General features: G+C 55.5%; 22 protein-coding genes. 21 read left to right on the top strand and 1 reads right to left on the bottom strand.

Translation table 11 applies throughout. The features are described from left to right. Positions 1–23: 23 nt before the first annotated feature. The 21 genes from def (at position 24) to solA (ending at position 24,019) form a co-directional block, all read left to right on the top strand. Positions 24–533, top strand: coding sequence for a peptide deformylase (gene def, locus KW808_RS08675; RefSeq protein WP_003856004.1), 510 nt, complete (start codon positions 24–26; stop codon positions 531–533). Between the two features lie 19 nt (positions 534–552). Further along, the gene (fmt, locus tag KW808_RS08670; RefSeq protein ID WP_003862229.1) at positions 553–1,500 is read left to right on the top strand and encodes a methionyl-tRNA formyltransferase; all 948 of its coding nucleotides are present in this window, start codon (positions 553–555) and stop codon (positions 1,498–1,500) included. Further along, positions 1,497–3,020 (top strand): RsmB/NOP family class I SAM-dependent RNA methyltransferase, encoded by a 1,524-nt coding sequence (locus KW808_RS08665; protein WP_003862231.1) that lies wholly within the window; start codon positions 1,497–1,499, stop codon positions 3,018–3,020. The genes fmt and KW808_RS08665 overlap by 4 nt, the downstream gene beginning before the upstream one ends. Before the next feature lie 45 nt (positions 3,021–3,065). Further along, positions 3,066–3,725 carry a ribulose-phosphate 3-epimerase gene (gene rpe / locus KW808_RS08660; RefSeq protein ID WP_003862233.1) on the top strand — a complete coding sequence of 220 codons (660 nt, stop codon included), beginning with the start codon at positions 3,066–3,068 and terminating at the stop codon, positions 3,723–3,725. Then, positions 3,726–4,712 carry a bifunctional diaminohydroxyphosphoribosylaminopyrimidine deaminase/5-amino-6-(5-phosphoribosylamino)uracil reductase RibD gene (ribD, locus tag KW808_RS08655; RefSeq protein WP_003862235.1) on the top strand — a complete coding sequence of 329 codons (987 nt, stop codon included), beginning with the start codon at positions 3,726–3,728 and terminating at the stop codon, positions 4,710–4,712. After that, positions 4,713–5,348 carry a riboflavin synthase gene (locus KW808_RS08650; RefSeq protein WP_003862237.1) on the top strand — a complete coding sequence of 212 codons (636 nt, stop codon included), beginning with the start codon at positions 4,713–4,715 and terminating at the stop codon, positions 5,346–5,348. It begins immediately after the preceding gene. 10 nt (positions 5,349–5,358) lie between these two features. Then, on the top strand, positions 5,359–6,627 hold the full coding sequence (locus KW808_RS08645; RefSeq protein WP_003862239.1) for a bifunctional 3,4-dihydroxy-2-butanone-4-phosphate synthase/GTP cyclohydrolase II: 1,269 nt from the start codon (positions 5,359–5,361) through the stop codon (positions 6,625–6,627). Positions 6,628–6,638: 11 nt separating this feature from the next. Then, positions 6,639–7,118: a 6,7-dimethyl-8-ribityllumazine synthase gene (ribH, locus tag KW808_RS08640; protein ID WP_003856018.1), complete on the top strand. Its 480-nt coding sequence runs from the start codon at positions 6,639–6,641 to the stop codon at positions 7,116–7,118. A gap of 86 nt (positions 7,119–7,204) precedes the next feature. Beyond that, positions 7,205–7,786 (top strand): PH domain-containing protein, encoded by a 582-nt coding sequence (locus KW808_RS08635; RefSeq protein ID WP_003862241.1) that lies wholly within the window; start codon positions 7,205–7,207, stop codon positions 7,784–7,786. Between the two features lie 7 nt (positions 7,787–7,793). Further along, positions 7,794–9,884 carry an excinuclease ABC subunit UvrC gene (gene uvrC / locus KW808_RS08630; protein ID WP_003862243.1) on the top strand — a complete coding sequence of 697 codons (2,091 nt, stop codon included), beginning with the start codon at positions 7,794–7,796 and terminating at the stop codon, positions 9,882–9,884. A 21-nt stretch (positions 9,885–9,905) separates the two neighbouring features. Then, positions 9,906–10,835 (top strand): RNase adapter RapZ, encoded by a 930-nt coding sequence (gene rapZ, locus KW808_RS08625; RefSeq protein ID WP_003856023.1) that lies wholly within the window; start codon positions 9,906–9,908, stop codon positions 10,833–10,835. Positions 10,836–10,851: 16 nt separating this feature from the next. Next, positions 10,852–11,877, top strand: a complete 1,026-nt coding sequence (locus KW808_RS08620) for a gluconeogenesis factor YvcK family protein (protein ID WP_003862246.1) — start codon at positions 10,852–10,854, stop codon at positions 11,875–11,877. A 9-nt stretch (positions 11,878–11,886) separates the two neighbouring features. Further along, complete coding sequence (whiA, locus tag KW808_RS08615) at positions 11,887–12,870, top strand: DNA-binding protein WhiA (RefSeq protein WP_003862248.1); 984 nt, start codon at positions 11,887–11,889, stop codon at positions 12,868–12,870. A 488-nt stretch (positions 12,871–13,358) separates the two neighbouring features. Continuing rightward, the gene (gene gap, locus KW808_RS08610; RefSeq protein WP_003862250.1) at positions 13,359–14,363 is read left to right on the top strand and encodes a type I glyceraldehyde-3-phosphate dehydrogenase; all 1,005 of its coding nucleotides are present in this window, start codon (positions 13,359–13,361) and stop codon (positions 14,361–14,363) included. 216 nt (positions 14,364–14,579) lie between these two features. After that, the gene (pgk, locus tag KW808_RS08605) at positions 14,580–15,797 is read left to right on the top strand and encodes a phosphoglycerate kinase (protein ID WP_003862252.1); all 1,218 of its coding nucleotides are present in this window, start codon (positions 14,580–14,582) and stop codon (positions 15,795–15,797) included. Between the two features lie 75 nt (positions 15,798–15,872). Then, the gene (gene tpiA, locus KW808_RS08600; protein WP_003862254.1) at positions 15,873–16,652 is read left to right on the top strand and encodes a triose-phosphate isomerase; all 780 of its coding nucleotides are present in this window, start codon (positions 15,873–15,875) and stop codon (positions 16,650–16,652) included. A 185-nt stretch (positions 16,653–16,837) separates the two neighbouring features. Continuing rightward, positions 16,838–19,597 (top strand): phosphoenolpyruvate carboxylase, encoded by a 2,760-nt coding sequence (ppc, locus tag KW808_RS08595; RefSeq protein ID WP_040072736.1) that lies wholly within the window; start codon positions 16,838–16,840, stop codon positions 19,595–19,597. Between the two features lie 104 nt (positions 19,598–19,701). Continuing rightward, positions 19,702–19,935, top strand: coding sequence for a preprotein translocase subunit SecG (gene secG / locus KW808_RS08590; protein WP_003856037.1), 234 nt, complete (start codon positions 19,702–19,704; stop codon positions 19,933–19,935). A 423-nt stretch (positions 19,936–20,358) separates the two neighbouring features. Next, entirely contained in the window at positions 20,359–21,717 is a 1,359-nt protein-coding gene (locus tag KW808_RS08585) for an ammonium transporter (protein WP_003862259.1), read from the top strand. Further along, the gene (locus KW808_RS08580; RefSeq protein ID WP_003862260.1) at positions 21,714–22,862 is read left to right on the top strand and encodes an ornithine cyclodeaminase family protein; all 1,149 of its coding nucleotides are present in this window, start codon (positions 21,714–21,716) and stop codon (positions 22,860–22,862) included. The genes KW808_RS08585 and KW808_RS08580 overlap by 4 nt, the downstream gene beginning before the upstream one ends. A gap of 14 nt (positions 22,863–22,876) precedes the next feature. After that, positions 22,877–24,019 carry an N-methyl-L-tryptophan oxidase gene (gene solA / locus KW808_RS08575; RefSeq protein WP_003862261.1) on the top strand — a complete coding sequence of 381 codons (1,143 nt, stop codon included), beginning with the start codon at positions 22,877–22,879 and terminating at the stop codon, positions 24,017–24,019. Positions 24,020–24,225: 206 nt separating this feature from the next. Here solA and pgl read toward each other — a convergent pair whose 3' ends face one another. Then, a complete protein-coding gene (pgl, locus tag KW808_RS08570; protein WP_003862263.1) occupies positions 24,226–24,933 on the bottom strand; it encodes a 6-phosphogluconolactonase in 708 nt (235 codons plus the stop codon). Positions 24,934–24,946: the final 13 nt, after the last annotated feature.

The raw sequence follows: 24,946 nt of genomic DNA, 5'->3' as shown, positions 1-24,946 counted from the left end.
GTTGAAGGAGCCTTCCCACAACCATGGCAGTTCGTGAAGTCAGATTATTTGGAGATCCCGTACTTGTGAGTCGGGCAGATGAGGTCGTGGACTTCGATGAATCACTGTCCACCCTGATCGATGACATGTTTGACACCATGGAAGATGCCGGTGGCGTTGGTCTAGCAGCAAACCAGGTGGGTGTTTTAAGGCGCGTGTTCGTGTTTGATACCTCCCACCAGGAGGGCGGATTGCGCGGACATGTGATCAACCCGGTGTGGGAGCCTCTCACTGAGGACACCCAGACTGGCAAAGAGGGCTGTTTGTCCATCCCTGATGTCTCGGCTGAGACCACCCGCTATGAAACGGTTCGGCTGTCTGGCCAGGACCGCGACGGCAATCCGGTGGGGTTTGTGGCCAATGGACTGTTGGCCAGGTGCATCCAACACGAAACTGATCACCTTGATGGCGTGCTGTTTTTGAAGCGCCTTGATCCAGCTGAACGTAAAGCAGCCATGGGCGTTATTCGCGCGTCTGCATGGTTTAACAAATAATGAGTGGAAAGGGCACTTCATGCGCCTAGTTTTTGCCGGAACTCCGGAACCTGCAGTGGTGGCACTGCAAAAGCTCATTGATTCCGATCATGAGGTCGTCGCTGTGTTGACGCAACCAGATGCACGTCGCGGCCGTGGTCGTACGCTGCATCCTTCAGCTGTCGCGGAGCTTGCACAGCAGCACGGTATTGAGGTGTTAAAGCCCACCTCCCTGAAGGCTGATACGGAAGATGGCCAAGCAATCCGTCAGCGCTTGGCTGAGCTTGCCCCCGATTGCTTGCCGGTAGTGGCATACGGACAGCTGATCACCAAGGATTTGCTGGATGTTGCGCCACACGGTTGGGTGAATCTGCACTTTTCTTTGCTTCCTGCATGGCGTGGGGCGGCGCCGGTTCAGGCGTCGATCCGCGAAGGCGATCAGATCACTGGTGCCACGACCTTCCGCATTGATGAGGGCCTGGATACCGGCGTGATTTTGTCCACCATCGAGGACACCATTCAGCCCACCGATACTGCGGATGATCTTCTTACTCGTCTGGCGTATTCAGGCGGTGACCTGCTGGTTGAGACCATGACTGGCCTGGAGCAGGGCACAATCACCCCGCGCGCCCAGGAAGGCGAGGCCACGTACGCCTCAAAAATCACCACCCAGGACGCGCAGATTGATTGGTCGAAGCCCGCCGAGGTCATCGACCGCCACATCAGGGCACATACCCCAGGACCTGGCGCATGGACCACGCTTGTCGACGCCCGCCTCAAGGTCGGGCCCATCAGCCACTCAGGCGAGGTCGAAGTAGCAGCGGACTTGGCGCCTGGCGCCATCCTGGCGCAAAAGAACTCCGTGGTGGTCGGAACGGGCACCACACCAATTGTTCTGGGCAATATCCAACCCCCGGGAAAGAAAATGATGAATGCAGCAGACTGGGCGCGTGGTGTCCAACTTGATCAGGAAGCGAAATTCCAATGAGCCTAGAAAAATCCGGCGGATTCCGCTCCAGGACTCCAAAAGCACAGCAGGAACCTGCTAAGCAGAAGCCGCAGGCGCGTAAATCTCCGTCAAAGAAGGCCCCGGCTCGGGGGCAGGGGCAGCGCCAGGGCCAAAGCAGTGGCAAAGGCGGCGGAAACCGCAAGCCCCCTGCGCAGGCCAGGGAAGTGAGGGCTCTGGGCGTCGATAAGCCGAGAGAAATTGCGTTTGAGGTGCTTGATCGTGTGCGTACCGGTGAGGCGTATGCCAACTTGGTGTTGCCACGACTGCTGAGCAAGCACAATCTTTCTGGCCGTGACGCGGCCTTTGCTACGGAAATTACCTACGGCACCTTGCGTAATGTCGGCTTGCTGGATGAGGTCATAAAGGCCGCATCTGGGCGTGAACTGTCTGATATTGATCCAGAGGTTTTGGACGTGCTGCGTTTGGGCGCGTACCAGGTGATGTTTACCCGCGTGGAGGATCACGCTGCGGTCGATACTTCAGTAAAGATGGTCGGTGGGCTGAAGAAATTCCAGGCCACTGGTTTTGCCAATGCAATTTTGCGCAACATCACGCGCAAGGAACCAGAGCAGTGGTTGAAGGAATTGGAGCCCGCGGAAGAGTTGGCTCGCGTTGCGTTCCGTACTGCGCACCCACGCTGGATTGCGCAGAGTTTCTCACAGGTGCTCCCGGCAGATGAGTTGGAAGCAGCGCTTGCTGCGGACTCTGAGCGCCCAGTGGTGCACTTGGTGGCTCGCCCAGGTGAGATCAGTGCGGAGGAATTGGCGCTGATCACCGGTGGTGACGAGGGCAAGTATTCCCCATACGCGGTGTACCTCGAGGGTGGCGACCCAGGTGATATTGAGCCAGTGAAGGATGGTCTTGCAGCAGTGCAAGATGAGGGTTCTCAGCTGATTGCTCGCGCATTGGTGGAAATTCCAGTGGAGGGCACCGATGCCGGCCGTTGGCTGGATATGTGTGCAGGTCCTGGCGGTAAAGCGGCGCTCATTGGTGCGTTGGCTCGCATGGATCGTGCCACCGTTGATGCCGTGGAGGTCTCTGATCACCGTGCCCGACTGATTGAAAAGTCCGTGCGTGGTTTGCCCGTCAAGGTTCATGTGGGCGATGGCCGCACCATCAACTTGACCGGTGGTTACGATCGCGCGCTGGTCGATGCGCCGTGTTCTGGTTTGGGTGCACTGCGTCGTCGCCCTGAGGCGCGTTGGCGCAAGCAGGAAAGCGACATTGTTGAGCTCAACACCCTGCAGTACGAGCTGCTTGAATCCGCTGTGAACAAGGTGCGTTCCGGTGGCGTGATTGTGTACTCCACATGTTCACCTGATCTGCGTGAAACCCGCGGAATCGTGGACAAGGCACTGGGGGCTCTGGAGATCGAAGAGCTTGAGGCTGCGGAGTTCATGCCAGGCATGACCGATACCGGTGATGAGAAATCAGTGCAGATGTGGCCACACCGCCACGGCACCGATGCGATGTTTGTGGCAGTGCTGCGAAAGAAGTAGACCTGTGAGCTAAGTGGGGTAGACAAGAGGGCTATGATTTAGGGCATGGCACAACGTACTCCACTAATCGCCCCATCCATTCTTGCTGCTGATTTCTCCCGCTTGGGGGAGCAGGTGGTAGCTGTTCCTGATGCTGACTGGATTCACGTCGACATCATGGACGGACACTTCGTTCCAAACTTGAGCTTTGGCGCGGATATCACAGCTGCGGTCAACCGCGTTACGGACAAAGAACTAGACGTCCACCTGATGATCGAAAACCCAGAGAAGTGGGTGGACAACTACATCGACGCTGGCGCGGACTGCATTGTTTTCCACGTTGAAGCCACCGAAGGTCACGTTGAGTTGGCTAAGTACATCCGTTCCAAGGGTGTGCGTGCAGGTTTCTCCCTGCGCCCTGGAACTCCCATCGAGGATTACTTGGATGACCTCGAGCACTTCGATGAAGTCATCGTCATGAGCGTCGAGCCTGGATTCGGCGGCCAAAGCTTCATGCCTGAACAACTGGAAAAGGTTCGTACCCTGCGCAAGGTCATCGATGAGCGCGGTCTGAACACCGTCATCGAGATCGACGGCGGCATCAGCTCCAAGACCATCAAGCAGGCTGCCGACGCTGGCGTGGATGCCTTCGTTGCAGGTTCCGCTGTGTACGGCGCTGAGGATCCCAACAAGGCGATCCAGGAGTTGCGAGCACTCGCGCACTAAATGGATATTGCGCACGCGTTAGATCTGGCCCACCACGCGTCAGATCAAGTCCGAGGCACCACCAGCCCTAATCCGCCAGTCGGCGCTGTCATTTTGGACGCCGACGGCGAGGTCGTTGGCGTTGGCGCCACGGCACCTCCTGGTGGCCCGCACGCCGAAGTGGTGGCGCTTGCAGCTGCCGGAGCGCGTGCCAACGGGGGCACGGCGGTGGTCACCCTCGAGCCGTGCAACCATTACGGCCGCACGGGTCCATGTTCCAAGGCGCTTCTCGACGCCGGGATCGCACACGTGTTTTACGCCAATGCGGATCCCTTCCCGTCAGCCGCTGGGGGCGGTGCCTTTTTGGCGGAGGCGGGCGTCGATACGCATTTTTTAGATGAGCGGATCAGGGCACTGGAGCCCTGGCTGGTTGCGACGCGTCTGGGCAGGCCCCATGTCACGTTGAAGTTTGCGTCCACCGTGGACGGTTTTGCCGGTGCCACCGATGGCACCAGCCAGTGGATTACCGGGCCGGATGCGCGGGCGTTTGTGCACGAAGATCGAAGTAAAAGAGATGCGATCATCGTGGGCACCGGTACTGCTTTGACTGATAATCCCTCCTTGACGGCGCGTGCGGAAGATGGTCTTTATGAAAATCAACCCAGGCGCGTTGTTATTGGCTCCCGCGAGGTTCCAGCAGATTCCAACTTGGCCCGCTTGGGATATGAGCAGTACGCGGGAATACCGGAGGCCTTATCAGCGCTGTGGGATAAAGGGTGCCGAGACCTTTTGATCGAAGGTGGCCCAACGTTAGCTGGGGCAGCGCTGCGCTTAGGCATTGTTGATCAGGTGCAGGCCTATGTTGCCCCCGCTTTATTGGGTGCTGGACGATCAGTGATTAACTGGCCACAAGAAACCACGATGGATCAGATTATGCGTTTTGACACCACGTCCGTGAGACAGTTGGGTTCAGATGTATTGATAGAAATGATGAGAAAGGAACGCTAAATGTTCACAGGTATTGTCGAGGAGCTTGGCTCCGTTGCAGGCGTGGAACATCTGGGAGATTCCATCCGGATGCAGATTTCCGCGTCCACCGTTTTAGAGGGTGTGCATTTGGGAGATTCCATTTCTGTCAATGGTGTGTGCTTGACAGTGGCGTCCTTTGACGAGGGACATTTCACTGCAGACCTCATGCAGGAAACCTTAGATCGCAGCTCCCTGGGCGCATTATCCACCGGTAGCAAAGTCAACCTTGAGCGCGCCATGGCAGCCGATGGCCGTCTGGGTGGACACATCATGCAAGGCCATGTTGATGCCACCACCACGCTGATCAAGCGCACCAGCTCAGAGAACTGGGATGTTCTGCGTTTTGAGCTGCCAGCTGATTTGGCTCGCTATGTGGTGGAAAAAGGCTCCATCGCACTCAATGGCACATCCTTGACTGTATCGTCTTTGGGCGATGATTGGTTTGAGGTTTCCCTGATTCCCACCACCTTGCGCGACACCACCCACGGCGGACTGGCGGTAGGGGATATCGTAAACATTGAGGTTGATGTGATCGCTAAGTACGTCGAACGCATGATGACGCGCGGCGTGGCTGGAAACACTCCCAATGGCTACACCGATTTGACGAGAGACTAGGTTAGACAACGTGAGTGAACATGAGCAGGCACACAGCCAATTAGATTCTGTTGAAGAGGCCATCGCTGACATCGCTGCGGGTAAAGCCGTCGTGGTGGTAGATGATGAAGATCGTGAAAATGAAGGCGACATCATCTTTGCCGCCGAATTAGCCACTCCAGAATTAGTCGCTTTCATGGTGCGTTATTCCTCGGGATACATCTGTGCGCCATTAACCGCAGAGGATGCAGATCGTCTTAATCTGCCTCCGATGACCGCGCACAACCAGGATGCCCGCGGCACCGCTTACACCGTGACCGTTGATGCCAACACCGGCACCACAGGCATTTCTGCAACAGACCGCGCCCACACTTTGCGCTTGCTTGCTGATCCAGAAGCCGACCGCACGGATTTCACCCGTCCCGGACACGTGGTGCCACTGCGTGCTCGTGAAGGTGGCGTCTTGGTGCGCGCTGGACACACCGAAGCAGCTGTCGATTTGGCTCGCGCTGCAGGCCTGCACCCAGCAGGTGTTATCTGCGAAGTGGTCAGTGAAGAGGACCCCACCGGCATGGCTCGGGTTCCTGAGCTGCGCCGCTTCTGCGATGAGCACAATCTGAAGCTGATCTCTATTGAGCAGCTCATTGAGTGGCGTCGCAAGAATGAAATTTTGGTGGAGCGCCAGGTGGAAACTGTGCTGCCTACCGATTTCGGCACGTTCAAGGCTGTTGGTTACCGTTCCATCATCGATGGCACCGAGCTTGTTGCCATTGTTGCCGGCGACGTGGCATCCGACGGTGGCGAAAACGTCCTGGTTCGAGTCCACTCTGAGTGCTTGACTGGTGATGTTTTTGGATCCCGGCGCTGCGACTGTGGACAGCAGCTGCACGAGTCTTTGCGCCTGATCCAGGAAGCTGGTCGGGGAGTAGTGGTGTACATGCGTGGACATGAGGGACGAGGCATTGGTCTGCTCGCCAAGCTACGCGCCTACCAACTCCAGGATGAAGGTGCCGACACCGTCGATGCCAACCTCGCACTTGGTCTTCCAGCCGATGCCCGCGAATTTGGCACCAGCGCCCAGATTCTCTACGACTTGGGTGTGCGCTCGCTCAACTTGATCAGCAACAACCCAGCCAAGAAGGTGGGACTTGAAGGCCACGGCATTTCCATTGCCAGCCGAACCCCCATCCCTGTTGCTGTTCATGAAGACAATGTTCGATACCTGAAAACCAAGCGTGACCGCATGGGACATGACCTCCCAGATGTCGCACTGTGGGAACAAGAGCACCCAGAAAACTAAGGAGCACAACAATGGCTAAAGAAGGATTGCCGGCAGTCGAACTCCCCGACGCCAGCGGATTAAAAGTCGCCGTAGTCACCGCACGGTGGAACGCAGAAATCTGCGACCGCCTGCACAAGCACGCAGTAGATGCGGGACGTGCAGCAGGAGCAACGGTGAGCGAATACCGCGTCATCGGCGCCCTGGAACTTCCAGTCGTAGTGCAAGAACTGGCACGCACCCATGACGCAGTAGTTGCCTTGGGCTGTGTCGTTCGTGGCGGCACCCCACACTTTGATTACGTGTGCGACTCTGTCACCGAAGGCCTCACCCGCATTGCTCTTGATACTTCCACCCCAATCGGCAACGGTGTGTTGACTACCAACACCGAAGAGCAAGCCGTGGAACGCTCCGGTGGAGAAGGCTCTGTAGAGGACAAAGGCGCAGAGGCAATGGTCGCTGCACTCGATACTGCCCTCGTGCTTTCTCAAATTCGTGCAACTGAGGGTTAGACTGTTCTTTAAAAGGTTTGACGCCTCGGTTTAATGCCTAGCAGGATGCGCACCACCGCTAATTAGTTCTAAGGATTTGTGAAATCGTGACAACCAACGCCCCCGACGGAGCAACGAACAACATCAACAACGCACATTCGGGCGCTGTCGGGAAGCCAAAGGTACAGCTCAGCGATGCGGAAATTCAGGAATACACCGCAGCTTTCGCTGGCACCACCACAACCAAGCCATGGGAGCTGGAGGTGACCACAAGGTTTCTGAAAAAGATCGCGTGGGTAGCCGTGGTTGTCATCATGGCCCTTCACATCTTCATGGGTGCCGTGGTGGACGTCGATTTCACCGGTGCAGCGGTCACCTTTGTTGACACTCTGGCATTCCCAGCGTTGGGCATCATCTTCTCCGTTCTTGTGTTCTTGGGACTGACTCGCCCTCGCGTGCGTGCCAACGAAGACGGCGTTGAGGTGCGTAACTTCATCGGAACTCGTTTCTACCCATGGGTTGTCATCTACGGCATGTCTTTCCCCAAGGGCAGCAGCGTGGCACGTTTGGAGCTTCCAGACTTTGAATTCGTTCCCATGTGGGCTTTCCAGTCCCGCGATGGCGAAGATGCGGTGCGCGCGGTTGCGACCTTCCGCGACCTCGAAAACAAGTACATGCCAGAGGACTAATTAAGCTGTGGCTGATCCAACAACTTATCGCCCGGCTCCAGGAACAATTCCAACGGAGCCGGGTGTTTATAAATTCAGGGACGAAAACCGCCGCGTGATCTACGTGGGCAAGGCCAAAAACTTGCGTTCGCGGTTGTCGAACTATTTCCAGGATGTCACCCAACTGCATCCGCGCACCCGCCAAATGGTGTTCGCAGCGTCGTCTGTGGAGTGGACCGTGGTGTCCAGCGAAGTCGAGGCGCTGCAGCTGGAATACACCTGGATTAAACGCTTTGATCCGCGGTTCAACGTAAAATACCGCGACGATAAAACCTATCCCATGCTGGCAGTATCCACAGGGGAGAGGTTCCCGCGCGCGTTCTTCTTCCGAGGTCCGCGCCGCAAAGGTGTGCGCTATTTTGGACCGTATTCCCACGCGTGGGCAGTGCGGGAAACCCTTGATCTTCTCATCCGCGTTTTCCCCATGCGCACCTGTTCAAAGGGTGTGTTTAACCGCCACGAAAGCCTCGGCCGGCCGTGTTTGTTGGGCTATATCGATAAATGTGCGGCCCCGTGCGTGGGCCGCGTGAGCGAAGAGGAACACCGCGAAATCGTTGACGGTTTCACCTCTTTCATGGCTGGTCACACCGACAAAGTCACTCGCAAACTCAACGCCGACATGATGGCTGCGGCCGAGGAACTCGATTTCGAGCGCGCGGCCCGCCTGCGCGATGATCTGGAAGCCATTGACAAGGTCATGGAAAAACAGGCCGTCGTCCTTGGCGATGGCACCGACGCCGACATCATCGCATTCGCCACCGATCAGCTAGAAGCCGCCGTGCAAGTCTTCAACATCCGAGGCGGCCGAATCCGCGGCCAGCGCGGCTGGGTTGTGGAAAAGCCCGGCGACTACGCCGGATTGCTTGTCGACGCTACGACCCAACCTGAGGGCGATGCCCCGGAAACAGATCCCGCACTGCCATTTTTGATGCAAGATTTCCTCGTGCAGTTTTATGGCGATGCTGTCGAGCGTGCTGAAACTGAGGCTAAGGAAGATGCTGCGGTGATCGAGCGACGTGGCGTCGATAAGCATTCTTTTGAAGAGGCAGCCCCGGTGACGCGCGCTTCGGTCGTGCCCCGTGAAATCCTCGTGCAAGTTGCGCCCAATGAAGCTGAGCAAACCCTGAAAGTGCTGGAGGAATTGCGCGGTGCTGGCGTTGATGCGCGCGTGCCGCAGCGCGGTGACAAGCGAGCGCTCATGGAAACTGTGGAGCGCAACGCCAAAGAGCTGCTGAAACAGCACAAGCTCAAGCGTGTTGGTGATCTCACCGCGCGTTCAGCGGCTCTGCAGGAATTGCAGGAAGCGCTGGACATGGAACAGGCTCCGCTGCGCATTGAATGTACCGATATTTCGCATATTCAGGGCACCGATGTGGTGGCATCCCTCGTGGTTTTTGAAGATGGTTTGCCTCGAAAATCGGACTACCGACGCTACCGAGTCAAAGAAGCCGCAGGCGATGGACATTCCAACGATGTGGCATCCATTGCGGAAATCACCAGGCGCCGCTTCCTGCGCCACAACCAAGACAAACTTGCTGTTCCCGAAGTCGAAGAGTTTGACGGCTCGACCTTCAGCGATGAAAAAGTCGAGGAAATGAGCACCGACGCCAGGCGTTTTGCATACCCTCCTCAGATTTTCATCGTCGATGGTGGTGCCCCGCAGGTAGCTGCAGCCCAAGAAGTCTTTGATGAATTAGGCATCGTTGACGTGGTGCTCATTGGCCTAGCCAAGCGCTTGGAAGAAATCTGGCTGCCCGGCGACCCCGATCCCGTCATCTTGCCGAGAAACTCCCAAGCACTGTTTTTGCTCCAGCAAATCCGTGACGAAGCCCACCGCTTTGCCATCACCTACCACCGCCAGCAACGATCCAAGCGCATGCGTGTTTCCGAGCTAGACAGCATCAAGGGCCTTGGCCAGAGCCGTCGCACTGAACTAGTCAAGCACTTTGGATCCGTGGCAAAACTGAAAGAGGCAAGCGTTGAAGACATTTCCCAAGTGAAAGGCTTTGGCCCGAAACTTGCGGAGGCTGTCTATGAAGGTCTTCACGCGTCAAAATAAGTAGATCGCTAGGATGTAACCATGATTCAATCCACTGGGGTCACGCACACTGATAAGTCTGCACAAGAAAATCCTGTGAAGTACAGGGACAATTTCACACCTGTCATCATCACCGGTATGTCAGGCGCAGGTCTGAGCACAGCAGCCCGAGTCCTCGAAGACTTGGGTTGGTATGTGGCGCACAATATTCCACCACAGATCATCCTGGAGTTAATTGATATGTGCGCTCGGGAAGATTCTCCCGTCGACAAAGTTGCAGTCGTGTGCGATGTGCGCTCCCGTGAATTCCGCGGAAGCCTCACCCAGGTTGTTTCAGAGCTGCGTGATAAGCAGCTCGATCCCACGGTGTTATTTCTGGAAGCACGCGATGAGGTGCTGATCAAGCGATTCGATAATGTGCGCCGCACCCATCCTTTGCAGGGCAGCCAAACCCTTCAGGTGGGTATTGAACGTGAACGAACCGTGCTGTCTCCTGTGAAGGAAGACGCTTCAGTGGTCATCGATACCTCGGATCTGTCCGTGCATGATTTGCGCCGCGCCATCGAATCCTCGTTTAGGACAATCGCCACGCGCACCCAGCACGTCACCATTGAATCATTCGGTTTCAAACACGGCTCACCACGCGACGCCGACTTTGTTGTGGACGTGCGCTTCTTGCCGAACCCATTCTGGGTTCCAGAGCTGCGCCCATTTAGGGGAGTGGACAAGCCAGTATCTGACTATGTGCTCTCCCAAAAAGGCGCAGAAGAATTTTTGAACAACTTTGTGGACATGCTCAAAGACATGCTTCCGGGATACCGCCACGAAGGAAAAAACTTCATCACAATCGGTGTCGGCTGCACCGGTGGACACCACAGATCAGTTGCGGTGTCTGAAGAACTAGCCAAAAGAATCGCAGATCAGACCACGCTCGACGTGTCTGTAGTACACCGCGATATTAACCGCCACTAGGAAAGGGGCCAACTAATTGACAACCTTCTTCGATGCCCCAAATGACACACCAGAAGAAGCTCCACTTGAGCGACCACGTGTAATCACCAGCTTGGGCGGTGGACATGGTCTTTTTCAGACCCTTCGAGCAGCTCAAATCTGCTCACCGACAACCATCAACGCTGTGGTGACAGTTGCTGATGATGGTGGCTCATCAGGCCGTATTCGCCATGAGCTGGGGCAGATCCCTCCAGGAGATCTGCGCATGGCGTTGGCAGCTTTGATCGCCGATGCCGAAGAAGGCGGATTGTGGGAAAACCTCCTGCAGCACCGCTTCGGTGGACATGGTGCGCTAGCTGGTCACGCCTTGGGAAACCTCGTGATCGTGGCGTTGACCGACATTTTGGGCACCTCCCAGCATGCGCTTGATCAAATCGCTCAACTCGCTGGAGCCAAAGGACGCATCATCCCGGTATGTGCTGAACCTTTGGATCTTGAAGCGGAAGTATCAGGTCTAGACTCTGATGCTCGAGTCATGCGCCAAGTTCGTGGTCAAGTGGCAGTAGCTGCCACCCCAGGGCAAGTACGCCGCGTTCGAATCATTCCGGACAATCCAGAACCGAACCCCGCTGCCATCGAGGCCATTCTCGATGCAGATTTGGTCACCCTTGGCCCAGGTTCCTGGTTCTCCTCTGTGATTCCACACATTTTGGTCCCAGAGATCGTTGATGCCTTGGCGCAGACAAAAGCAACCAAAACCGTGGTGTTAAACCTGACGTCCGAGCCAGGGGAGACCGCGGGATTCTCTGCAGAACGACACATCCATGTGCTCCGCCAGCATGCTCGAAACCTTCAGGTTGACCAAGTCATTGTCGATGCCAAGACACTGTCCTCACAAACCGAACGCAATCATGTAGAACGAGCTGCTCGCACCCTTGGTGCAGAAGTCTCCTTCCATGATGTCCAGGCTGAAGATGGCCGTGGTCGATTCACCAGTATTCACGATCCAGCAAAGCTGTGTGCAGCGTTGCTGGCAAGTTTTGCTGGAGAACGAAAGCGTTAAGGAGTAGGCGTGTCACTGACGAGTGATATCAAACAAGAATTGGCGCAGGTCCATGTGGCCAAAAACAGTGTTCGTGCTGCGGAAGTGTCTGCAATTTTAAGGTTTGCTGGTGAGATGCAAGCTGTCGGCGGCAAGCTGGTGATCGAAGCAAATTTGGACAGCATGCAAGTCGGTATGAGGCTTCAGGAGTTTATCCAAGGTTTGTACAACTCTCGAGTCGATGTGCACACCGTGAACCCGACTGTGAGCAGGAAAACGCCACGGTATTTGGTGCGCATCATTGACAATGCCGATGAAATTGCGCGACGCACCGGACTGGTCACCAGGTCTGGACATGTGGTTAAAGGTCTAGCGCCTTCTGTGGTCAGCGGAACAATCAGTGACGCTGAAGCTGCATGGCGCGGTGCGTTTCTAGCCAATGGATCTTTAAGTGATCCAGGTCGTTCCTCTTCGTTGGAGGTGTTGTGTCCTGGTCAAGAATCAGCATTGGCACTGGTTGGATGTGCTCGAAGAATTGGGATCGCGGCGAAAACGAAAGATTCTCGAGGATTTGATCGCGTCAATGTTCGTGATGCGGAAGCAATTGGGGCACTGCTCACTCGAATGGGTGCACAGAAAACTCGCATGTTGTGGGAAGAAAAACGCATCAAGCGGGAAAGTCGAACTCCGGCAAACCGGTTGGCCAACTTCGACGATGCCAATCTGCGCAGGTCAGCCCGAGCAGCAGTTGCCGCTGCAGCGAGGGTAGAACGCGCCATGAAGATTCTTGGTGATGATGTTCCTGAGCATTTGGCTGAGGCTGGACAGCTGCGTGTGCAGCACCGTCAGGCATCGTTGGAGGAGTTGGGCCGGTTGGCTGATCCTCAAATGACCAAGGATGCTGTGGCCGGTCGTATTCGTCGTCTTTTGACGATGGCAGATAAGCGCGCCGAAGATCTGAAGATTCCTGATACAAATTCTGTTGTGACGGAAGATTTGTTGGAAGAAATCTAGTCGCTCGCCTCATAAAAACGACCGAGCCTATTGGGATTACCATTGAAGCCAGTGTGAGTTGCATCACATTGGCTTCAAATCTGAGACTTTAATTTGTGGATTCACGGGGGTGTAGTCTAATTCATAATTAACCCCATTCGGGGGAGCGGATCGCGGTGCGAACGATTTCAGGTTCGTTCCCTGCAAAAACTATTTAGCGCAAGTGTTGGAAATACCCCCGTTTGGGGTCAATGTCCATTTTTGAATGTGTCTGTATGATTTTGCATCCGCTGCGAAATCTTTGTTTCCCCGCTAAAGTTGAGGACAGGTTGACACGGAGTTGACTCGACGAATTATCCAATGTGAGTAGGTTTGGTGCGTGAGTTGGAAAAATTCACCATACTCGCCCTTGGGTTCTGTCAGCTCAAGAATTCTTGAGTGACCGATGCTCTGATTGACCTAACTGCTTGACACATTGCATTTCCTACAATCTTTAGAGGAGACACAACATGACCATTCGTGTTGGTATTAACGGATTTGGCCGTATCGGACGTAACTTCTTCCGCGCAGTTCTAGAGCGCAGCGACGATCTCGAGGTAGTTGCAGTCAACGACCTCACCGACAACAAGACCCTTTCCACCCTTCTCAAGTTCGACTCCATCATGGGCCGCCTTGGCCAGGAAGTTGAATACGACGATGACTCCATCACCGTTGGTGGCAAGCGCATCGCTGTTTACGCAGAGCGCGATCCAAAGAACCTGGACTGGGCTGCACACAACGTTGACATCGTGATCGAGTCCACCGGCTTCTTCACCGATGCAAACGCGGCTAAGGCTCACATCGAAGCAGGTGCCAAGAAGGTCATCATCTCCGCACCAGCAAGCAACGAAGACGCAACCTTCGTTTACGGTGTGAACCACGAGTCCTACGATCCTGAGAACCACAACGTGATCTCCGGCGCATCTTGCACCACCAACTGCCTCGCACCAATGGCAAAGGTCCTGAACGACAAGTTCGGCATCGAGAACGGCCTCATGACCACCGTTCACGCATACACCGGCGACCAGCGCCTGCACGATGCACCTCACCGCGACCTGCGTCGTGCACGTGCAGCAGCAGTCAACATCGTTCCTACCTCCACCGGTGCAGCTAAGGCTGTTGCTCTGGTTCTCCCAGAGCTCAAGGGCAAGCTTGACGGCTACGCACTTCGCGTTCCAGTTATCACCGGTTCCGCAACCGACCTGACCTTCAACACCAAGTCTGAGGTCACCGTTGAGTCCATCAACGCTGCAATCAAGGAAGCTGCAGTCGGCGAGTTCGGCGAGACCCTGGCTTACTCCGAAGAGCCACTGGTTTCCACCGACATCGTCCACGATTCCCACGGCTCCATCTTCGACGCTGGCCTGACCAAGGTCTCCGGCAACACCGTCAAGGTTGTTTCCTGGTACGACAACGAGTGGGGCTACACCTGCCAGCTCCTGCGTCTGACCGAGCTCGTAGCTTCCAAGCTCTAATTAGTTCACATCGCTAACGTGGGCGATCGATGCTCACGGTGATGTGTCATCCCAATGGCCCGGGGTGTGCCTCGGCGCACCCCGGGCTATTTTGTGTCTTTAATCAATACAATTGAATACCGGTGCCAGCGCCACACAATGTGTGGCAATCTGGGACAGTGCATCACATTGCACCAGAAGAATTTTTTAAACAATCAAATCTCCAAGGAGTACGGCATGGCTGTTAAGACCCTCAAGGACTTGCTCGACGAAGGCGTAGACGGACGCCACGTCATCGTTCGATCTGACTTCAATGTTCCCCTCAACGATGACCGCGAGATCACCGATAAGGGCCGAATCATTGCCTCCCTACCAACCCTTAAAGCACTGAGCGAAGGTGGCGCAAAGGTCATCGTCATGGCTCACCTTGGCCGCCCAAAGGGCGAAGTCAACGAGAAGTACTCCCTCGCACCTGTCGCTGAGGCACTCTCCGATGAACTTGGCCAGTACGTTGCACTTGCCGCAGACGTTGTTGGCGAAGACGCACACGAGCGCGCAAACGGCCTGACCGAGGGCGACATCCTGCTCCTGGAGAACGTGCGCTTCGACCCACGCGAAACCTCCAAGGACGAGGCAGAGCGCACCGCTTTCGCTCAGGAGCTCGCAGCTCTTGCAGCAGACAACGGCGCATTCGTCTCTGACGGCTTTGGTGTTGTCCACCGCGCGCAGACCTCCGTCTACGACATCGCAAAGTTGCTGCCACACTACGCTGGCGGACTGGTAGAGACCGAGATTTCCGTTCTGGAAAAGATCGCAGAATCACCAGAGGCACCTTATGTTGTGGTTCTCGGTGGATCCAAGGTCTCTGACAAGATCGGTGTTATTGAGGCGCTGGCTGCCAAGGCTGACAAGATCATCGTCGGTGGCGGCATGTGCTACACCTTCCTCGCAGCTCAGGGACACAATGTTCAGCAGTCCCTCCTGCAGGAAGAAATGAAGGCTACCTGCACCGACCTGCTCGCACGCTTCGGTGACAAGATCGTTCTCCCAGTTGACCTGGTTGCAGCATCCGAATTTAACAAGGACGCAGAGAAGCAGATCGTTGACCTGGACTCCATCCCAGAAGGCTGGATGTCTCTTGATATCGGACCAGAGTCCGTCAAGAACTTCGGTGAGGTTCTCAGCACCGCTAAGACCATCTTCTGGAACGGCCCAATGGGCGTGTTCGAGTTCGCAGCATTCTCTGAAGGCACCCGCGGCATCGCACAGGCCATCATCGATGCAACTGCAGGCAACGACGCATTCTCCGTTGTTGGCGGTGGCGACTCCGCAGCATCCGTTCGCGTGCTCGGCCTGAACGAAGACGGCTTCTCCCACATCTCCACCGGTGGTGGCGCATCCCTCGAGTACCTTGAAGGCAAGGAACTCCCAGGCGTTGCAATTCTCGCTCAGTAAATCCGACACGGCCCTTTTTTAGACAACACAACAAAAGGGCCACCGGGAAACTTTTAAGAAAGGTGTGTTTCACCCATGGCACGTAAGCCACTTATCGCTGGTAACTGGAAGATGAACCTGGATCACCAGCAGGCAATCGGCACTGTTCAGAAGCTTGCATTCGCCCTTCCAAAGGAATACTTCGAGAAGGTTGACGTTGCAGTCACCGTTCCTTTCACTGACATCCGCTCCGTCCAGACTCTCGTTGAGGGCGACAAGCTTGAGGTCACTTTCGGTGCTCAGGACGTCTCCCCGCACGAGTCCGGTGCGTACACCGGTGAAGTTTCTGCAAGCATGCTGGCAAAGTTGAACTGCTCTTGGGTTGTCGTTGGACACTCCGAGCGCCGCGAGTACCACAACGAGTCTGATGAGTTGGTTGCTGCGAAGGCAAAGGCAGCTCTGTCCAACGGCATCAGCCCGATCGTCTGCGTTGGTGAGCCACTGGAAATCCGTGAAGCTGGCACCCACGTTGAGTATGTCGTCGAGCAGACCCGCAAGTCCCTTGCTGGCCTGGACGCTGCTGAACTGGCCAACACCGTTATCGCGTATGAGCCAGTGTGGGCTATCGGCACCGGTAAGGTTGCTTCCGCAGCTGACGCTCAGGAAGTGTGCAAGGCTATCCGCGGTCTGATCGTGGAGCTTGCAGGCGACGAGGTCGCTGAGGGCCTGCGTATTCTCTACGGTGGTTCTGTTAAGGCAGAAACCGTCGCTGAGATCGTCGGTCAGCCTGACGTCGACGGCGGACTTGTCGGTGGCGCTTCCCTCGACGGTGAAGCATTCGCCAAGCTGGCTGCCAACGCTGCGAGCGTTGCTTAAAGTACAGAGCTTTAAAGCACAGCCTTAAAGCACAGCCTTAAAGCACAAGCACTGTAGAAGTGCGGTTTTGATGAGCCCATGAAAGCCATCGAAATCAATCGCCCAGCTAAACACCTGTTTTGCTGGGTGATTTTTTATCTCATGCACGCCAACACCCTCAATGTGAAAGAGTGTTTAAAGTAGTTATGACTGATTTTTTACGCGATGACATCAGGTTCCTCGGTCAAATCCTCGGTGAGGTAATTGCGGAACAAGAAGGCCAGGAGGTTTATGAACTGGTCGAACAAGCGCGCCTGACTTCTTTTGATATCGCCAAGGGCAACGCCGAAATGGATAGCCTGGTTCAGGTTTTCGACGGCATTACTCCAGCCAAGGCAACACCGATTGCTCGCGCATTTTCCCACTTCGCTCTGCTGGCTAACCTGGCGGAAGACCTCTACGATGAAGAGCTTCGTGAACAGGCTCTCGATGCAGGCGACACCCCTCCGGACAGCACTCTTGATGCCACCTGGCTGAAACTCAATGAGGGCAATGTTGGCGCAGAAGCTGTGGCCGATGTGCTGCGCAATGCTGAGGTGGCGCCGGTTCTGACTGCGCACCCAACTGAGACTCGCCGCCGCACTGTTTTTGATGCGCAAAAGTGGATCACCACCCACATGCGTGAACGCCACGCTTTGCAGTCTGCGGAGCCTACCGCTCGTACGCAAAGCAAGTTGGATGAGATCGAGAAGAACATCCGCCGTCGCATCACCATTTTGTGGCAGACCGCGTTGATTCGTGTGGCCCGCCCACGTATCGAGGACGAGATCGAAGTAGGGCTGCGCTACTACAAGCTGAGCCTTTTGGAAGAGATTCCACGTATCAACCGTGATGTGGCTGTTGAGCTTCGTGAGCGTTTCGGCGAGGATGTTCCTTTGAAGCCCGTGGTCAAGCCAGGTTCCTGGATTGGTGGAGACCACGACGGTAACCCTTATGTCACCGCGGAAACAGTTGAGTATTCCACTCACCGCGCTGCGGAAACCGTGCTCAAGTACTATGCACGCCAGCTGCATTCCCTCGAGCATGAGCTCAGCCTGTCGGACCGCATGAATAAGGTCACCCCGCAGCTGCTTGCGCTGGCAGATGCCGGGCACAACGACGTGCCAAGCCGCGTGGATGAGCCTTATCGACGCGCCGTCCATGGCGTTCGCGGACGTATCCTCGCGACGACGGCCGAGCTGATCGGCGAGGACGCCGTTGAGGGCGTGTGGTTCAAGGTCTTTACTCCATACGCATCTCCGGAAGAATTCTTAAACGATGCGTTGACCATTGATCATTCTCTGCGTGAATCCAATGACGTTCTCATTGCCGATGATCGTTTGTCTGTGCTGATTTCTGCCATCGAGAGCTTTGGATTCAACCTTTACGCACTGGATCTGCGCCAAAACTCCGAAAGCTACGAGGACGTCCTCACCGAGCTTTTCGAACGCGCCCAAGTCACCGCAAACTACCGCGAGCTGTCTGAAGCAGAGAAGCTTGAGGTGCTGCTGAAGGAACTGCGCAGCCCTCGTCCGCTGATCCCGCACGGTTCAGATGAATACAGCGAGGTCACCGACCGCGAGCTCGGCATCTTCCGCACCGCGTCGGAGGCTGTTAAGAAATTCGGGCCACGGATGGTGCCTCACTGCATCATCTCCATGGCATCATCGGTCACCGATGTGCTCGAGCCGATGGTATTGCTCAAGGAATTCGGCCTCATTGCAGCCAACGGCGACAACCCACGCGGCACCGTCGATGTCATCCCACTGTTCGAAACCATCGAAGATCTCCAGGCCGGCGCCGGAATCCTCGACGAACTGTGGAAAATTGATCTTTACCGCAACTACCTCCTGCAGCGCGACAACGTCCAGGAAGTCATGCTCGGTTACTCCGATTCCAACAAGGATGGCGGATATTTCTCCGCAAACTGGGCGCTTTACGACGCGGAACTGCAGCTCGTCGAACTATGCCGATCAGCCGGGGTCAAGCTTCGCCTGTTCCACGGCCGTGGTGGCACCGTCGGCCGCGGTGGCGGACCTTCCTACGACGCGATTCTTGCCCAGCCCAGGGGGGCTGTCCAAGGTTCCGTGCGCATCACCGAGCAGGGCGAGATCATCTCCGCTAAGTACGGCAACCCCGAAACCGCGCGCCGAAACCTCGAAGCTCTGGTCTCAGCAACGCTTGAGGCATCGCTTCTCGACGTCTCCGAACTCACCGATCACCAACGCGCGTACGACATCATGAGTGAGATCTCTGAGCTCAGCTTGAAGAAGTACGCCTCCTTGGTGCACGAGGATCAAGGCTTCATCGATTACTTCACCCAGTCCACGCCGCTGCAGGAGATTGGATCCCTCAACATCGGATCCAGGCCTTCCTCACGCAAGCAGACCTCCTCGGTGGAAGATTTGCGAGCAATCCCGTGGGTGCTCAGTTGGTCCCAGTCTCGTGTCATGCTGCCGGGCTGGTTTGGTGTCGGCACCGCACTTGAGCAATGGATTGGCGAAGGGGAGCAGGCCACCCAGCGCATTGCCGAGCTACAAACACTCAACGAGTCCTGGCCATTTTTCACCTCAGTGTTGGATAACATGGCTCAGGTGATGTCCAAGGCAGAGCTGCGTTTGGCAAAGCTCTACGCAGACCTGATCCCAGATAGGGAAGTAGCTGAGCGCGTTTATGCCGTCATCCGCGAGGAATACTTCCTGACCAAGAAGATGTTCTGCGTAATCACCGGTTCTGATGATCTGCTTGATGACAACCCGCTTCTCGCACGATCCGTCCAGCGCCGATACCCCTACCTGCTTCCACTCAACGTGATCCAGGTAGAGATGATGCGACGCTACCGAAAAGGCGACCAAAGCGAGCAAGTATCCCGCAACATCCAGCTGACCATGAACGGTCTTTCCACTGCACTGCGCAACTCTGGCTAGTCCTGCTGGGTAGGTAGTACTCGTGTATACTGTCTAAAGTTATTCGAAATCAGGTGGGAATAAGGTTCACCTGGGTTCTCAAACGGCAAAGGAACATTTTCCACATGGCATTGACGCTTCAAATCATCCTCGTCGTCGCCAGCCTGCTCATGACGGTTTTCGTCTTGCTGCACAAGGGCAAAGGCGGCGGACTCTCCAGCCTCTTCGGTGGCGGTGTGCAGTCCAATCTTTCGGGCTCCACTGTTGTTGAAAAGAACCTGGATCGCGTCACCATTTTGGTTGCCGTTATCTGGATTGTGTGCATTGTCGCACTCAACCTCATCCAGGCTTATTCATAAGACACGAGCTTAAAAAGAGCGGTTCCCTTTTCATAGGGGAGCCGCTTTTTTTGGGTTTTGTCGACCTGCTGTCTCCCCACTGTTGCTCGGTGTGTACTTTCGACACCAAGATTTCGGCAAAGTGGTGGTCAAAATTGGAAAATCTTGATGCCTAATTCACATACATTCCAATTTTCCCTAAGGACATCTTTAAAGGGGAACTGTTTCCCGACGGAACGTGGAGTCTATAAAACCGCAGGTTAAAACGCTGCCATGGGGGATTTTTCAGCAGGGGAGACGTGGTGTAAGTGCGGGCTAAAAACGTGACCTTCGTTATAAAAACAGAAATCTATAGAATGATAGGTAGAAACTGGACTAGGTTTATCTATAGCGGAATAGAAAATACTCCGCTCGACAGCATCACTTAGCTGAAAGGCCTTTAACATGGACCCCTCAGATCTAGCCTGGATTCTCGCAGCTTTTGCGTTGGTAAGCCTGATGTTCCCCGGATTGTCCCTGCTCTACGGCGGCATGCTGGGTGGGCAACACGTTCTTAACACGTTCATGATGGTTATGAGCTCACTTGGAATCATCAGCCTTGTGTACATCATTTATGGACACGGACTTGTCTTAGGAAACTCCATCGGTGGGTGGGGAATTATCGGAAATCCACTTGAATACTTCGGCTTCCGCAACATCATGGAAGATGACGGCACCGGAGACCTCATGTGGGCCGGCTTCTACATTCTGTTCGCTGCAATCTCACTCGCACTTGTTTCATCTGGTGCAGCGGGGCGCATGCGCTTTGGAGCGTGGCTGGTCTTCGGTATCCTGTGGTTCACCTTTGTGTACGCGCCACTGGCACACTGGGTTTTCGCTATCGATGATCCTGAGTCCGGCTACGTGGGTGGCTGGATGAAAAATGTGCTTGAGTTCCACGACTTTGCTGGTGGAACGGCAGTGCACATGAATGCGGGTGCGTCTGGACTCGCGCTGGCAATGGTGCTGGGACGCCGCCACTCCATGGCTGTGCGTCCACACAACCTTCCACTGATTTTGATTGGTGCAGGACTGATCATTGCGGGCTGGTTCGGATTCAATGGTGGTACCGCAGGTGGTGCCAACTTCCTCGCAAGCTACGTGGTCGTTACCTCTCTCATTGCTGCAGCTGGCGGAATGATGGGCTTCATGCTCGTTGAACGTGTGTTCAGCGGAAAACCCACTTTCTTTGGCTCGGCAACCGGCACAATCGCAGGCCTTGTGGCTATCACCCCGGCCGCGGATGCAGTGAGCCCGCTCGGAGCATTCGCCGTCGGAGTGCTCGGCGCAGTTGTCTCCTTCTGGGCAATTAGCTGGAAGAAGGGACACCGAGTCGATGATTCCTTCGATGTGTTCGCAGTCCACGGAATGGCTGGCATTGCAGGTGCACTGTTTGTCATGCTCTTTGGCGATCCACTAGCACCAGCGGGAGTTTCCGGAGTCTTCTTCGGTGGCGAACTCTCCCTGCTGTGGAGGGAACCACTGGCCATCATCGTGACCCTTGCATACGCATTCGGCGTCACCTGGTTGATTGCCACGATCTTGAACAAGTTCATGACTCTGCGCATCACCTCCGAAGCCGAATATGAAGGCATTGACCGCGCAGAACACGCGGAATCTGCCTACCACCTCAATTCCAACGGAATTGGGATGGCAACCCGCACCAATTTCGGACCTGAAATCCCCGAGGAAACCGTGCCCGACGCCGTGCAGGTGGGCGTCGATAAGCAAAAAATCGCTGATACTCGAAAGGCCTCAAAATGACCGCAACCTACACCACTGAAACCGCCATCAATTTCTTGTTCTTGAGCGAACCGGACATGATCGCGGCCGGAGTCAAAGACGTCGCACAATGCGTCGATGTCATGGAGGAAACGCTTGTGCTCTTGGCGCAGGGCGACTACAAAATGGCCGGTTTGAACTCCAACTCGCATGGCGCGATGATCACCTTCCCGGAAAACCCAGAATTTGAAGGCATGCCCAAGGACGGCCCCGACCGCCGATTCATGGCGATGCCCGCATACCTCGGCGGGCGATTCAAAAACACCGGCGTGAAGTGGTACGGATCCAACGCGGAAAACAAGGCCTCAGGCTTGCCTCGCTCGATCCACACCTTCGTCCTCAACGACACGGTCACCGGTGCACCGAAGGCCATCATGTCCGCGAACCTGCTGTCCGCCTACCGCACCGGCGCGGTTCCCGGCGTGGGCGTGAAGCACTTAGCGGTCGCCGACGCGACAACCTTGGCCGTCGTCGGACCTGGTGTCATGGCGAAAACCATCACCGAAGCGTGCATCGCAGAGCGCCCAGGAATCACCACCATCAAGATCAAGGGACGCAGCGAACGCGGCATCAACGCCTTTGCAACATGGGCGTTGGAAAAATTCCCCGAGATCGAAGTGGTCGCCGTCGGATCTGAAGAAGACGTGGTCAAAGACGCCGACATCGTCATCGCCGCCACCACCACGGACGCCGCCGGATCCTCAGCCTTCCCATACTTCAAAAAAGAATGGCTCAAGCCGGGCGCATTGCTGCTGCTTCCAGCCGCCGGTCGCTTCGACGACGCTTATTTGCTTGACGACGCCCGCCTCGTTGTTGACTACATGGGGCTCTACGAAGCCTGGGCAGAAGAATACGGCCCACAGGCCTACCAACTCCTCGGCATTCCAGGAACCCACTGGTACGACCTGGCGCTGCAAGGGAAACTCGACCTTGCAAAGATTTCCCAGATTGGCGATATCTGCTCCGGCAAGCTACCCGGACGCACCAACGATGAGGAAATCATCCTCTATTCCGTCGGCGGCATGCCAGTAGAAGACGTCGCCTGGGCAACCCAAGTGTATGAAAACGCCCTGGAAAAAGGCATCGGCACCACATTGAACCTGTGGGAATCACCCGCACTGGCTTGAGAGAAGAAACAACAATGAAAATTGCGGTAATCGGCCTTGGATCAACCGGCTCCATGGCACTGTGGCACTTAAGTAACATCCCAGGTGTAGAGGCCATCGGCTTTGAACAATTCGGCATCTCCCATGGCTACGGCGCATTCACAGGGGAGTCCCGACTGTTTCGCATGGCCTACCACGAAGGCAGCACCTACGTTCCGTTGCTCAAACGCGCACGAGCACTATGGTCATCACTGAGCGAGATTTCCGGACGCGAACTCTTCCACAACTTCGGTGTCTTAAGCACCGGCAAGGAAGACGAAGCACCCTTCCAACGCCTGGTGGAATCAGTGGAACGTTATGAGCTGCCACATGAACGACTTACCGCCGCGCAGATGCGCAAGCGTTACCCAGGTCTAGACTTCCGCGATGATGAAGCTGGAATTGTTGATCTTCAAGGTGGAGCCCTGCGCCCCGAACTAGCAGTGTTCAGTGCAATCGAAACAGCCAAGGCAAATGGTGCCCAAGTACGCGATCACCAAAAAATCACCAGCATCGAAGACAACGGCGATCACGTAGTCATCCAAGCAGGCGAAGAAACCACAATCGTGGACCGCGTTATCGTCACCACCGGCAGTTGGACAAGCGAGCTCGTGCCCTCCATCGCGCCACTGCTTGAAGTGCGACGCCTAGTGCTCACCTGGTTCCTGCCCAACAACCCAGTGGACTTCCAGCCGGAAAACCTGCCATGCTTCATCCGTGACCGTGATGGCTTCCACGTATTTGGAGCACCATGCGTCGATGGGTACAGCATCAAAATTGCCGGATTGGATGAGTGGGGCGTTCCATTAAGCGCTCATGTAGAAGATGAAGATCTCCGCCTCGACCGGGACGCAGTCTCTGAATTTGGTCGGAAAACCCACGAACTCTTCCCAGGGGTCAACCCAGAGCCCAACCGTTTCAGCGTCCACTATGACACCTACACTGCAGACAAATCTCCAATTATCGACGCGGTTGACAATGTCATTGTGCTCACCGGAGGATCCGGACACGCCTTCAAGCTCTCTCCAGCTTATGGCGAACTCGCAGCACAACTAGCGGTCGGAAACACCTCGCCGCTGTACAGCGAAGACTTTCGGATCGCCTCGCATGAACCAATCAAAGAGGCGGTGCACGTATAGAAAGCTAACTTTTTTAAGTGCGCGGTTTTAGGGTGAGAATCTAACGCTGAGCCAAAAATCCGGGTGCGAACCTCCATCGATTCAGATGAAGGTTCGCACCCGGATTAGTTTGTTAGTGCTTTTCGTTAGAGCTTCTTGTTAAAGCTTCTTGTTAAAGCTTCTTGTTAAAGCTTCTTGTTAAAGCTTCTTGTTAGAGCTGGCGCTGCTTAGAGATTTCCTGCAGCATCATCAGCCAAGAACAATACCGTTTCCTCAGATCCGGTAGCTCCAGCAGCAGGCCACTCAACAGCAGGCTCACCGTTGACGATCGCCGCAGCTGCCTCAGCCTTCTCCGCACCAGAAACCAGCAACCACACGCGCTTTGCGGAGTGAACCGCAGGAAGGGTTAGAGTTGCACGCTCTGAAGGAGGCTTAGGGGAATCAAACACCGCGATGACCTTTGCGGAGGATTCCTTGACTGCATCGGTGTGAGGGAACAGGGAGTTGATATGGCCTTCGCCACCCATGCCGAGCAGGTGAAGATCAAAGCCGTTTGGTGCGAATTCATCCAACACAGCTTCGTAAGCGCGGGCTGCCTCTGCAAGATCTACGTCGCCGAGACCATATCCGTGAATGTTGGCTTCAGGGATAGAAACCTTGGACAACAGTGCCTCACGAGCCTGTCCCTCATTGGACTCAGAATCACTGACAGGGACATTGCGCTCATCGCCGAAGAACACATGAATGCGATCCCAGGCAAGGTCAGCCGCATCAACGCTGAGCTTTTCCAGCAACTTGATGCCGGCGCCACCACCGGTGAGCACTACCTGTGCGGTGCCATTATTGGCAGTTGCTGCTTCAACAACCTCAATGAATTTGGAGGCAGCCTGTGCAACCAAATCTTCAGTATCGCGTGCGCGTACTACATCAACCATAGTGTTGTATTTC

This window comes from [Brevibacterium] flavum, from assembly GCF_019317305.1.
Lineage (GTDB): Bacteria > Actinomycetota > Actinomycetes > Mycobacteriales > Mycobacteriaceae > Corynebacterium > Corynebacterium glutamicum.
The sequence above is the reverse complement of the archived record's forward strand: the minus strand, read 5'-3'. Positions and strand labels throughout refer to the sequence as shown.